The sequence below is a fragment of the Microlunatus sp. YIM B11417 genome (genome assembly GCF_059617205.1).
The window spans coordinates 1,024,759-1,037,295 of record NZ_JCAMPJ010000001.1 but is presented as its reverse complement, the minus strand read 5'-3'; the positions used below and the strand labels follow the sequence as shown (position 1 = coordinate 1,037,295).

General features: G+C 71.0%; 11 protein-coding genes. 2 read left to right on the top strand and 9 right to left on the bottom strand.

Annotation, left to right across the window (positions count from 1 at the left end; genetic code table 11):
- Positions 1-12: 12 nt before the first annotated feature.
- The gene (locus AC6CCG_RS05280; protein WP_496653420.1) at positions 13-873 is read right to left on the bottom strand and encodes a TIGR03619 family F420-dependent LLM class oxidoreductase; all 861 of its coding nucleotides are present in this window, start codon (positions 871-873) and stop codon (positions 13-15) included.
- Between the two features lie 435 nt (positions 874-1,308).
- Here AC6CCG_RS05280 and AC6CCG_RS05275 point away from each other — a divergent pair, with 435 nt between their 5' ends.
- A complete protein-coding gene (locus tag AC6CCG_RS05275; protein WP_496653419.1) occupies positions 1,309-3,060 on the top strand; it encodes an RNA polymerase sigma factor in 1,752 nt (583 codons plus the stop codon).
- A 332-nt stretch (positions 3,061-3,392) separates the two neighbouring features.
- Here AC6CCG_RS05275 and AC6CCG_RS05270 read toward each other — a convergent pair whose 3' ends face one another.
- The 5 genes from AC6CCG_RS05270 to AC6CCG_RS05250 are packed head-to-tail and all read right to left on the bottom strand — an operon-like array spanning position 3,393 to position 8,757.
- On the bottom strand, positions 3,393-3,914 hold the full coding sequence (locus AC6CCG_RS05270; protein ID WP_496653418.1) for a methyltransferase family protein: 522 nt from the start codon (positions 3,912-3,914) through the stop codon (positions 3,393-3,395).
- Positions 3,915-3,923: 9 nt separating this feature from the next.
- Positions 3,924-4,709, bottom strand: coding sequence for a TetR/AcrR family transcriptional regulator (locus AC6CCG_RS05265; RefSeq protein WP_496653417.1), 786 nt, complete (start codon positions 4,707-4,709; stop codon positions 3,924-3,926).
- Between the two features lie 20 nt (positions 4,710-4,729).
- Positions 4,730-6,016 (bottom strand): MFS transporter, encoded by a 1,287-nt coding sequence (locus AC6CCG_RS05260; RefSeq protein ID WP_496653416.1) that lies wholly within the window; start codon positions 6,014-6,016, stop codon positions 4,730-4,732.
- On the bottom strand, positions 6,013-6,576 hold the full coding sequence (locus tag AC6CCG_RS05255) for an ArsR/SmtB family transcription factor (protein ID WP_496653415.1): 564 nt from the start codon (positions 6,574-6,576) through the stop codon (positions 6,013-6,015). Before AC6CCG_RS05255 ends, AC6CCG_RS05260 begins: the two co-directional genes overlap by 4 nt.
- A gap of 60 nt (positions 6,577-6,636) precedes the next feature.
- On the bottom strand, positions 6,637-8,757 hold the full coding sequence (locus tag AC6CCG_RS05250; RefSeq protein WP_496653414.1) for a hypothetical protein: 2,121 nt from the start codon (positions 8,755-8,757) through the stop codon (positions 6,637-6,639).
- 152 nt (positions 8,758-8,909) lie between these two features.
- On the opposite strand from AC6CCG_RS05250, the gene AC6CCG_RS05245 reads away from it, so the two are divergent.
- Positions 8,910-10,115, top strand: a complete 1,206-nt coding sequence (locus tag AC6CCG_RS05245; RefSeq protein WP_496653413.1) for an ROK family protein — start codon at positions 8,910-8,912, stop codon at positions 10,113-10,115.
- Positions 10,116-10,183: 68 nt separating this feature from the next.
- Here AC6CCG_RS05245 and AC6CCG_RS05240 read toward each other — a convergent pair whose 3' ends face one another.
- The 3 genes from AC6CCG_RS05240 to AC6CCG_RS05230 form a co-directional block, all read right to left on the bottom strand.
- Positions 10,184-10,648, bottom strand: coding sequence for a pyridoxamine 5'-phosphate oxidase family protein (locus AC6CCG_RS05240; protein ID WP_496653412.1), 465 nt, complete (start codon positions 10,646-10,648; stop codon positions 10,184-10,186).
- Positions 10,649-10,663: 15 nt separating this feature from the next.
- Complete coding sequence (locus AC6CCG_RS05235) at positions 10,664-10,909, bottom strand: hypothetical protein (protein WP_496653411.1); 246 nt, start codon at positions 10,907-10,909, stop codon at positions 10,664-10,666.
- Positions 10,910-11,032: 123 nt separating this feature from the next.
- On the bottom strand, positions 11,033-12,484 hold the full coding sequence (locus AC6CCG_RS05230) for an MFS transporter (RefSeq protein ID WP_496653410.1): 1,452 nt from the start codon (positions 12,482-12,484) through the stop codon (positions 11,033-11,035).
- Positions 12,485-12,537 lie beyond the last annotated feature (53 nt).

The window sequence follows — 12,537 nt, the reverse complement described above, 5'->3', positions numbered from 1 at the left end:
CGGCGCGCCGGGTCAGGTGGTGGGCAGCCCCAGCCGCTCGGCGAACCCGGTGAGTTCGGCGAGCTGGCCGTCCAGGTCCGGCGAGCCGAGATTGATCACGAGGCGGGTGACGCCCTCGGCCGCCCGGGCCGCCACCTCGTCGCGGGTCAGGTCGAGCGATCCCCAACGGGTGAGCTCGAGAGCATTCGGGTCATGGCCGGCCGCCGCGGCCGCGGAGCGGGCGGCCTGCCACTGCTCGGCGCGCTGCTGCGGGGTGAGCCGGCCGCCCGGGAAGTAGCCGGCGCCGTTGCGGCCGGCCCGCCGGGCCGCGGCGAGGCTGGAACCGCCGACGTGGATCGGCAACGGCGCGCCCGCGTACGGCTTCGGGAAGGAACAGATCCGGTCGAAGGCGAAGAACTCGCCGTGGTGATCGACGCCGTCCCGGTCGCCCGCCCAGAGCGCCCGCAGCACCTCGATCGCCTCGTCGGCCCGGCGCCCGCGGCTGGCGTACTCGACGCCGACCGCTGCGGCTTCGCCGGGCAGAGCGCCCACGCCGATCGTCAGCAGCCGCAGCCGGCCGCGGGACAGCACGTCGATCGTGGCCAGCCGCTTCGCCAGCACCACCGGATCGTGGTACGGCAGCAGCAGCACCGCGGTGCCGAGCAGCAGTCGCTCGGTCGCCGCGGCCACGAAGCTCAGACACTCCAGCGGGTCCGCGATCGCGGCGTCGGACGGGAACGGGATCCCGCCCACCTCCGCCTCCGGATACAGCGCGATGTGCTCGGGGAACTGGATCGACTCGAAGCCGACCTGCTCGGCCCGCCGGGCCACGGTGATCAGCTGTTCCGGATCGAGGCCGAAGAAGCCGGAGTTCCAGGAGAGTCCGAAGCGCACGCCAGGCCCCAACCCCGGCTCCGAGGGTCCTATTCCGGCCGTTCGGGGAACTGATCGGAATTCGATGAGATCAAAGGTTCCCAACCGGGGTCGTGATCCACTACGGTCTGGTGGTGGTTGCCGGAGGGGGCGAACCCCCGAGCGTTCTCTCCGGCAACCGCTCACGTTCTGCGAGGTTGTCAAGATCATCCGGACCGGGCCCGACGACGGGTTCGGGCTCAAAGATCTGATAGCAGCGGATTCGGACTCAGGCCCTGATCAGTGCGATGATGGGGAGCCGCCGACCGCGCCCTGACCGGGCTTCCGCCTTTCCCGGTCAGAACTCGTCCACCATGTGGCGATCGGGCGCGGCAGGTGGTGGGCCATCGTCATCTCGGTGATCATGGTCATCGGCTGTGACGATTCCGGGGTCGCCAGGGGGAGCGAAAGTACGCAATGACGTCCGACCATGATTGGGACGATCCGCAGGCGCCGAGCGATGCGGAGCTGATCAGGGAGTGTCGGAACGGCGACCCCGAAGCGGCCGGTCTGCTCTTCGAACGCCACCACGAAGCCGCGCTGACGTACGCGCGCAAGCTGGCCGGCTCGAGTCGGGCCGACGACATCGCGGCCGAGGCGTTCACCAAGACGCTCGCCCTGCTCGGTGACGGCAAGGGCCCGGACGCGGCGTTCCGGCCGTACCTGATCAGCGCGGTGCACAACACCTTCGTGTCGATGATCCGCTCGGACGACCGCTACGTCCTGGTGGACGACCTGGGCGAGTTCGAGCAGGAGTTCGGCGACGACGAGGCGCCGTTCACCGGTCTCGTCGCGGAAGCGTTCTACGAGTTGCCGGAGCGCTGGCAGGTCGTGCTGTGGCACACCCTGATCGAGGGCGACTCGCTCGAGGTGACCGCCCAGCATCTCGGCACGACTCCGGCCGCGGTCGGCTCGCTCACGTACCGGGCCCGGCGCGGGCTGTCCAACGTCCTGATGGCCAAGCTGGCCGTCGAGGGCGACGAGTGCCTGCCCACCCGAGAACTGCTGCGCCAGGACCCGGACGATCTGAGCCGGACCCAGCGCAACGCCCTGAACCGGCACCTGGACGAGTGCGACAACTGCAACCGGCTGGCCGCGCTGGCCCCGGCCGCGGCGAAGTCGGGCATCGCGGGCATCCTCATCGGCGGCCTGGTCGCCGGCGGCGGTGGCGCCTACCTGGCTCTGCGGCAGCCGGAGGTCGCCGCCGCGGCCGCGACGACCGGGCTGCGGCCGCCGCGGCCGCGGACCTCGCGGGCCTGGGTCGCTGCCCCGGTCGCGGGGGTGGTGATCGTCGTGGTGCTCGCCGTCCTGCTCGGCCGGGCGCTGATGCCGACGGCCACACCCGACGTGTCCGCGCCCGGCATCGGCGGCGCCGCGTCGAACGGCCCGACCCAGGCACCGCCGCCACCGCCGGCGCCGCCCACCCGCCCGGCGGAACCGCCGTCGAAGCCACCGGCCTCGAAGGCCCCGTCCAAGCCGCCGACGTCGGCACCACCCACGTCGGCACCCCCGACCTCGGCCCCGCCGACGACGTCCGAGCCGCCTGCCTCGGAGCCGCCCAGCTCCGCTCCGCCGACCTCGCGACGGCCCACCTCCGAACCGCCCGCCTCGGCGCCGCCGACCTCGCGGCCCCCCAGCTCCGCGCCACCCACCTCGGCGCCACCGAGCTCCGCTCCGCCCACGTCGGCACCGCCCACGTCCGCCCCACCGACCTCGGCCCCGCCGTCGTCCTCGGCCCCGCCCACGTCGACACCGCCGAGCTCCACTCCGCCGACCTCGCCACCGCCGAGCCCGACGCCGACGCCGACGCCCTCCCGGACGGGCAAGAACCTCGGAATCGCCCGGGCCGAGCACTCGACACCGGCACCGGGCGTGCACCGCCTCGACGTCTATCTGACCGACGCCACGGCGAGCAGCGTGGTCACCGTCGAGTTCGAGGGGCTGGACCACGCCTGGGCAGAGCCGGGCTTCCAGCGCCAGAACGCGGTGTGCCTGCCGACGGCGAGCGGAACGGTCGAGTGCCGGCTGTTCGGCCCGTCCCGGGACGACCGGCCACTCACCCTGTTCGTCGCGACGACCGCCGACGCGCTGGTCGGCCGGATGACGATCAGTGAGCCGGGGAAGTCCGACAAGGACCCGAACAACAACGAGATCGTCTTCGACGGGTGACCAACCCGATCCTGTGACCCAGATCACTCGAAAGCGGCGTCAATCGGCGACGACTGGGGTGTCTAGAAGGGTGAAGCAGGGCAAACAGGGCTCTCACATGGTCCTTCTGCGGGGCTCTGCTTCCCAAAGACGGCACCATTCACTGGCGCGGTCATCGGTGGCGGTTTGCACTTTGTCCGGTACCCGACCACCAGGCCGAACCAGTGAGCGGAGGTCCCGCCCCGGACCTCCGCTGGTGACCGCTCGGGGTGTCCTGTGGGGGTGTCCTTACCCTCAGTCCCGTCCCCCACAGGTACACCCGACGAGCGGCTCTTCCGGGATGATCACGCGGTTCAACGAGTGACCGCGACCCAGGGCCGGAGCCGGGGCAGCCAGCCCGGCACGTTCCCGCAGTACCGGACGTAGTCGTCGCCGAACCGGCGGCGCAGGTGCGGTTCCTCGTAGAGCCGCACGAAGGACACGACGGCCAGGACCGCGATCCCGAGGTAGCCGAGGACGGGAGCCGACCAGAACAGCAGCGCCTGGCCGGCGACCGCGGCGAAGATCGCCACGTACATGGGATTGCGGACATGGCGGTACGCTCCGCCGACCACCAGCCGGCTCGGCGGCGCCGCCGGCACCGGCGTGCCGAACCCCTCGACGACGAACCGGACGAAGGCGTGCACCAGGAACCCGCCGCCGACCAAGATCAACACCACGCCGGCCACCCGGCCGCCGATCGACAGCCAGTCCAGCCCCGGCGGCGGCGCATCGAACCGCCACCGGCTGAGCAGCCAGGGAATCAAGATCACCACCGTGCCCGGCCCGACGAGGAAGAACAGCGCGCTGCCGAGCGCGGCCTGGCGTACCTTCATGATCAGCTCCTAGTCAGGTCGGGTGCCCGCGGCCCGGAGGAAGGCAGCGGCGAAGAGTTCGACCGCCTCGTCGATCGGCGGCATCGGCAGGGCGTCCTCGAGCCCGGGCCGCAACACGACGTGCAGCAGCAGCGGCCCGATCAGCAACTGCAGCAGGACCGGCAGCGGCAGCGACCTCAGTGCGCCGGCTTCCTGGTGCGGCCGGAACAGCGCCGCCAGCGCCGCTGCGACCTTGGGCGCATTGCCGCGCATCAGCTCCGCGGCCGGTCCGGACGGGCGACTGAACAGGTCACCGAGCAGGGCCGGGAAGACCCGCGGCTCCCGCTGCAGCACCGTGATCAGGGTCCGACAGACCCGGCGCACCAGCTGGTCCAGCTCGGCCGGTGGAGCCTGCGCCAACGCGATCAGGTCCGGCAACGGGCTGTGCCGGTCGAACACGGCGGCGAGCAGACTGTCCCGGCCGTCGAACGCGGCATGCACGGCGGGCAGCGAGCAGCCGGCCTGCTCCGCGACCGAGGCGAGCGTGACCGAGCCGAGGCCGCGGTCGGCGATCAGGCCCGCCGCGGCCGCCACGGCCCGATCCCGGACCGGCAGCCGGCCGCCCGGATCGACCCCCGCTTCCCGTACCGCCTGGTCGAGAACGGCCCGGCTGCCACCGAGACGCCGCACCAGCGTGCTGCGCGAGATGCCGGCCGCCCGGGCGATCGCCTCCAGCGGCACGTCGGCCACGTCGCGATCACCTTCGCGCGCCGCCGCGATCGCCGCCTCGATCAGGTGAGCATCGACCTGCCTCATGACACTTAGTTGTACCTCGACTATAAAACAGTGTCAACACCGCTCCCGAGCGCAGCCCGCTGCCGTTCCGCGCGGAGGGCCGGCAGGTAGCAGGCGGCGCCGATCAGGCTGAAGGCGCCGGCGATGATCATGGCGAGCTGGTTCGAGGTCGCTCCGGCCAGCCAGCCGACCAGTGGGCCGATCAGGCTGAGCGAGCCGAAGGCGATCATGGAATCCATCGACAGCACGGTGGCCCGGTTGGCCGCCACGGCCTCGCGGTGCAGCAGCGCGCTGTGCATCGGGCCGGCGGAGCCGTGCAGCCCGTACGTCACCAGGTAGGCGGCGATCAGCGCGACCGGACCGAGGACCAGGCCCATGACGACGGCGCCGAGACCGTTCAGGATCCGGGCCAGGATCGCGGTCCGGGCGACACCGACCCGGGCGGAGCTCAGGCCGGCCAGGGCTGCGCCGAGCGCGAAGACTCCCCACCCGACGGAGGCGACCGGACCCATCAGCGCCCCGGCCTGCTCCTCGCTGCCGAGCAACTCGGCCAGCCGGATCGGCTGAAACGACTCGAACACCAGCATCGCGGCACCCCAGAACACCTCGACCAGGGCGATCCCGCGCAGCACCCTGTTGTCCCGCAGCGTCCGCAGCCCGTCGCGGATCACCACCGGGGCCTGCCGGGCCGAAGCCAGCGCCTGGCGCGCACCGCCGGCCCCGGCTCGGGTCCGCGGCTCCTTGAGCAAGATCACCACGGCGAGCAGGTGGACCAGGGTGAGCCCGGTCGAGACCAGGTACGGCAGCAACAGCGCCGACGCGAAGCCGAACGGATTCCAGAGCACCAGCCCGCCGGACACCAGAGCACCCACCGCGATCGACCCGCCGAGCACCGTGCCGTGGGCCGCCAGCGAGCGGTCGACGTCGGCCCCGGGCGTCGTGGCGTGCACCGTGTCGACGAACCAGGCCTCCAGCGGGCCCGAGTCGAGCGCGCGGAAGACACCCATCAGCGCGGCCGCCAGCGCGAAGGCCCAGAACGAATCGGCGACGGTGTACGCGATCATGGCGATCACGTTGATCACTGCTGCCGTGACGTACACCGGGCGGCGACCGAAGGCGTCGGCGAACCCGCTGGTCGGCAGTTCCAGGCCGAACACCATGAAGCCCATCAGCGACCAGGCCAGCATCGTCTCGGCGACCGTGAGCCCGCGCTCGATCGGGAGCAGCGTGGTCAGTCCGACGACCAGTCCGACCGGGAACCAGCGCGTGAACGTCAACGCCAGGAAGACTCGGCGCGCGGCACCCGGCGACAGGACGGTGCCGGTCATGGCTGATCGAGATCGACGGGATAGGTCAGCTGCCAGACCGAGATCCGGCGCGAGTCCGGGCCCTCGACGTGGTTCTGCTTGAACCGGGTGATCACGGCATTGAGCTCGTCGTGCAGCGCCTGGGCCTCGGCCGCGGTCAACCGCACCACGTCGTCGCTGACTCCGATCGCGTCCCGCCAGGCGGCGGGCCAACTGTGCTCGACGTCGAACCACCGCTGCATCTGCTCGGCCGCATACCGGACGTAGTCGCGGGTCAGCCAGCCGATCGAGGTCTCGGCGTCGTCGTCGCCCGCGAAGTCGCTGGGCCGCCACGAGTGGTACTGGCTGGTCGCCCGCCAGATCCGGCGCTTGCCCTCACCCTCGTCGGTGTCCTCGACCAGCCCCACTGCTTCGAGCTTGCGCAGGTGATAGCTGGTCGCGCCCGTGTTGGTCCCGAGCCGATCGGCGAGCTCGGTGGCCGTCGCCGGGCCGTGCAGCCGGAGGGCCGAGAGCAGGCGCGAGCGCAGCGGGTGGGCCAGCACACGGACGGCCGCGGAATCGAGGCGGATGTTCTCGGGCATGCGTACACAATAACTGTGCACAGAAATTTTGCACAACTCATGTGCATCCACGGTGGCGCGTCAGAGGCTGAGGCTCCCGATCGTCGTCACCCGTTCACCGTCGACCGGGAAGTCGGTTCTCGTGACGCCGGACTCCAGGCAGCCGGACTGGATCAGCGTCGACGGCGCGGCGAAGCCACCGGTCTCGAGCTCGAGCCGGCCACCGGTGAAGCGGGAGCCGGTGGCGCGGTAGTGGTTGGTGCCCTCGATCAGGCGGACATGCACCCCGGCCTCGTCGGTACGGCGGAAGTCGGAGCCGTCCAGGAGCACGGTGAGTTCGGCCTGGCCGGACCGGTCGATCCCGGTGCCCGAGCCGGTCATCGTGCTGCCGGAGACGACCAGGTGTTGATCTTCGTCGCCGGCCATCACGAGCCGGACCTCGGTCAGGGTGGAGCCTTCGAACCGGGCCCGCGGCACGGTGATCGAGACCGGAGCCGAGTCGACGTCGGAGGTCAGCGTGCAACCGCGGAACGTGAGCTCCCCCGCCCCGGCCATGATCATGCCGTCGATGCCGCGGAGGCTGGTGTCGATCAAGGTGATCGGCGCGGTGACCGTGGTGTTGGTCAGCGCCGCCCCGGCCGCGAAGGCGAAGGAGGAATCGCTGATCGTCGTCGGCCGGCCGGACCGGCTCGACTGCTGGGTCACGACGAGCGGGCCGCTGGCCGCACAGCCGCGGAGCTGTGCACCGTCGGCGTTGATCCACAGCATCCCGGACCCGGCCAGTGCGGGCTTGCCGATCACCTGGACGTCCTCGAGGGTCAGGTCGGTGATCTTCACCCGGGCCACGAACCAGGAGCAGACGTGCTGGCGCACGGTGATCCGCTTGGCCGCGGAACCCCAGGCGGCGCCCGAGTTCGCGAAGGTGATCAAGCCCGAGTTGCCGACGTAGGTCAGGTCGTGTTCGTACTGTCCATGGGTCACGAACGGTCCTTGATCATCTCCGTCGCCGTGGCAGTTCTCGACCAGGCCGTACGCGCTCGCGGTCCAGTCGTTGAGGTGCCGCGCGTTGGAGGTGTGGCAGTTCGCGACGTACCCGTACAGGCAGTAGATCTGCTGGGTCAGGTAGCCGGCGCCGCCCCAGGTCACCGAGGTCGGGTTCGCCAGGGAGCAGTTCGTCGTCCGGAAGTACGTGTTCCAGCGGCGCATCACGACCGGCCAGAACGTCTTCGTCGCCTCGACGCTGTCGACGTCGCACCGCACGGCGTACTCGAAGGCGAGCGGGTGGGAGCCGGTGAACTGATCCTTGCCGCCGCCCTCGAAGATCAGGTTCGCGACCCGCACGTCCCGGACGGGCTCCACTCTGGTCCAGGTGATCGAGCGATCCTCCCCCAGTTCCCAGCCGATCTTGTAGTTGACCCGGATGTGGGTGTCGTCGACGATCTCGGTCACCTGGAGCAGCCGCTGCAACTCCCGCTCCCAGCGGCCGGCCAGACCGTTGACCTCAGCCGCGTACCACGAGCCGACCGAGAAAAACGACGCATCCGCCACCGGGAGGATGTCGGCCAGGTCGGGCACGACCTCCTTCAGCGTCGCCGTCTGGACCTCGTCGGTGATCTTGCCCCGGAAGAAGATCACGGCGGCGAACGGGTCGTCCGCGGCGGCGTCCTCGATGCCCCGCGTCGTGATCAACTGATGGCCGAAGTCGAGCTCGACGGCGGAGCGGTCGGTGCGGTGCCGCCGGGTGAAGTTGAGCGGCGTGTGCGCCTCGATCCGGTGGATCGCCGGGTCGGCGAGCATCGCGTCGAGGGCGTCGTCGGCCGGACGGGAGGCGTCGACGATGCCGAAGCGCCGGAAGTCGACGACCCCGTCGTGCAACAGGACCCAGACCGACCGTCCCCGCCCGCGCACCACGGTTCCGCCGTTCACGGCCGGCGGATCGTCGGCGACCGAGCGATAGAGCAGCGGCCCGGGTACGTCCCCGATCCGGGAGTAGCCGCGAGCCAGCGCAAGATCACCCGGCTGGGCCGGCCTGCCCGCCAACTGGCCGACCGTGTCCACCACGGCCGGCGAGTCGGTGGCCGCCGCGGCCGGGGACGGCGCCAAGGCCGCGGCGACCACGCCGCCACCGACGGCCGCCAGCCCCATCCCGGACAGGAACGCCCGTCGCTGATTGACCGGTGGCGTCGCCGCGGAATCGTTCATCGTTCCCCCGTATTATGACACTGCACTGTGATAATGAGTGGCGCTAACGCTAGCCGAGGATGACGTAGCGCACAATGAGAAGCAGCGAACCGTCCGGGATCCGCTCAGCCGGTTCAGAGATCACGCTGTGGTAATCGAGGGAGAGGATGCGGATGACGGCGCCAGGACCGGCCCTGACTCGCGTGGCGACCCGACTCCGCGACGGCGGCCCGGCCTCGGTCACCGAACTGGCTCAGGCTCTGGCGCTGTCGCGTTCCGCCGTGGAGAACGCGGTCACCGAACTCATCGCTCTTGATCTTGTGGTCGACGCGCCGCGGCCGGAGAGTCGCGGAGCCGGTCGGCCGGCCCGCCGGCTCGCCTTCCCGGCCGACGCGGGGGTGGTCGCCGGGGTCGACGTCGGTACGGCGAGCATCCGGGTGGTCCTGGCTGACCTGGCCGGCACGGTGATCAGCCGGCGGACGCTCACCGGCTTCGACCTGGTCACTCGGCCGGCGGAACGCTGGACCGGCCTGATCGAGGGCGTGACCGGCCTGCTCGCCGAGGAGGGCCTCGACCGCGGCGCGCTCCGCGCCACCGGTGTCTCGGTTCCCGGCCTGGTCAGCGACGACGGCCGCGTGATCACCTCGTCGATCCTCCCGGACTGGTCCGGAGCCGCCCTCGGCGCACAGCTGTCCGCGGCGCTCGCCGGCCCGGTCGCCGTCGACAACGACGTCCGGCTGGCGGCCGTCGCCGAGCATCACCTCGGCGCCGCGCGGCTGGTCGACGACCTGATCTACCTCTCGGTCGGCAACCGGATCGCCATGGGGCTGGTCCTCGGCGGCAGGCCGCGCCGCGGCGTGCACCACGCCGCCGGCGAGATCGGGCACCTCGCCTTCGGTGATCTTGGTGGCCCGACCGGTCAGCTGTCCTGGCGGCGGGCCCCGACCGCGGCCGAGGTCTTCCGGCTCGCCGCTGCCGGCGACGCCGAGGCCGACGCCGAGATCGCCGCCTTCATCGCGGAACTGGCCCGCGGCCTCGCCACGGTCGCGATGACCGTCGACCCGGCGATGATCGTCATCGGCGGCGGCCTCTCCCTGGCCCGGGACCGGGTGATCGAACCGCTCACGCGGGACCTGCACCGGGTGATCGGACTACCCGTCGCCCTGCCCGTCGTCGGTGGCCTGCTCGGCGCCGACGCGTCGGTCCACGGTGCCCTGGTGCACGCCTACACGCAACACCGGCGGGCCGTCTACGGCCTCGACGATCTTCCGGTCCCGACCATCCGGCCCCTGCCGGTCAGCGAACCGGACGACGCGGTGTCGCGGGGCAGCGGGCCGGCCTCCCGGAGCCCGGGACCGGCCGCGTCAAGGTCCAGCTGATCAAGGACGACGGCTCGATCCAGACAGCGCCGAACCCCTGGTCGACCCCGGAAGCCCGGCTGATCCGGTCAGCTGCCGGCGTGCCAGATGGACTGGCTCCAGCCGGACGCCGCGCTCAATGCGGCGAGTTCGATCCGCGACGGGGTGAGCTCGAGGACGCCGAACTTCGGGTCGTCGGGCGACGACCAGCTCACCAGCGGGTCGTAGCCGACCGGCGGCGGCGCCGACTTGATCTTGTCCCAGCCCTCGTGCGGGTCGATCCAGGTGACCGGCCCGTCGACGTAGGCCTGCTCGGTCGCGAACGGCTCGAGCGAGGACCGGAGATAGCACAGCGCCAGGTGCGGATGGCTCGCGAGCTCGGCCGCCATGGCCCCCTGCGGGTTCGTCCCGATCCAGACCGTGCGCGTCTCCCAGTCCCAGACCGGGTGCAGGATGCGCACCCGCGGTCGTGCCTGGGCGTCGACCGTGCTCGCGGACGCGTACACCACGCCCTCGACCCGCCGCCGCAACTCCGCCTCGTCGAACGTTCCCATCGCCCCTCCTCCAGGTCAGAGGCTCAGCGTAACTTCGCCGGGTACGGCCGGGTCGCCGCGAGGCCGTGATGCCGGCCGTTCGGCCCCGCCCGCGTCAGTTCGGGCCGGCGGCCCGGTCAGCAGGGCCCAGAGGCGTCGCAATGGACCGGGCCGGCGCGGCCGGACCAGCCGGCCGAGCCGGTCGCGATCGGCCTCGGCGACGAGTTCCGCCCGCCGCTGCCGAGCGGCGAGGAGGCTGTAGTGATCATGGTGCAGGCTCATCGGCGGCACTTCTCCCTTCAGCGGAACGTCTTCCGGTTCGGGCCCAGTCCAGCACCGCCGCGGCGATCGATCTGGCGGGTTTGCGCCATCCCGGTCCATGATCAGGTGGCGGCGCCGCCCGGGTCAGGCCGCGGCACCCAGCGGGAGCGGCTGATCCACCTCGGCCGGAGCCCCTGCCGGCTCCGCGGTCTCACCGGCGGACTGCTTCCGGAACTGCGCGCTGAGGTTGCGGTAGTGCCGAGTGGTCAGCGCGTACGCCGTCAACAGCAGGCCACTGATCCCCATGATCACGAACACCAGCGCGATGCCGCGTTCCGGGCCGGTGCCGAACCAGTCGCCGATCAGGCGAGCCCCCGCACCGTCGGTCATGAACGGCATGAAGACGAACTGGGCCAGCGGGCTGATCAGGAACGCGGTCAGCGGCGAGGCGGACTGCTCCACGCTCTGGGCGAAGCCGAAGACCCGGCCCTGCCGCTCGTACGGGACGACCTTCTGCAGCACCGCCTGCTCCGACGCCTCGGCGAACGGCATCAGCAGCATGAACGCCGCCATCCCGCCCAGCAGCAGGATGATCGAGGCCTGCAGCGGGAAGATGATCGTCACCGTCCACAGCGCCAGGTTGATCAACAGCAGCAGCCGTACCGGATTCGAGCCGAGGCCGGTCCTGCTGATCAACAGGCCGCCGATGATCGTCAGCGAGCTCAGCGCGCCGAGGGCGAGGCCCCAGACCTGAACCGACACCATCGACAGTCCGTACGGGTCCATCAGGGCCATGAAGCCGCCGAACAGGAAGTTGTTGATCGTGGTGAAGATGATCAGGGCGAACAGCCCGCGGGTCCGGCCGACGATGCGGATGGTGCCGCGGAGGTCGAGCTTCTTGTCCGCGCCGTCGGCGGCGGCCACGGTGAGCGCCTCGGGAATCCGTACCGCGTGCAGGTGCAGCAGCGCCAGACCGAGGACGACCACGGCCAGGACCAGCATGGCCAGCAGGCCGCTGATCCCGATCAGGACGCCGCTGATCACCGAGCTGATCAGGAACGAGATCCCCGAGGTGGTGCCGACCAGGCCGTTGGCCTTGCCCCGGCGGGCTTCGTCGAAGAGTGCCGTGACCACGGTGGGCAGCGCGATCGTCCGCAGGTTGCCGACGATCATGCCGGCCATCAGCACGACCACCAGGATCCAGACCCGCGGGTCGGCCGGATCCTTCCAGGCCTGGGCCGGAGTCGCCAGGTAGAAGACCAGCCCGATCGCGTACAGCCCCAGCGAGATCGCCGCCGAGGCCTGCATCACGGCCTTCTTGCGGTGGTGGTCCACGATGCCGCCGAAGAAGATCCCGGTGCCGGCCGTGCTGACCAGGAAGATGCCGGCGATGACGCCCGTCGCGAAGACCGACCGGGTCTCCAGATAGACGAAGAAGGTGACCGCGAACCACATGGAGAGGTTGATCACCGCCACCGGCAGCACGTTCGCGAGCAACTGGAGGAAGGTCCGAACGGCCGGGTCGGTCAGGCTCAGCCGGTTCGCTGCCGCGGGCGCCGGCCCACCGCGCTCGGGGTCGATCTCGATGGTGCTCATCTCGGGCTCCTGGTCTGCGTTAATCACTACGATGACGATAGTTAAATTAATCG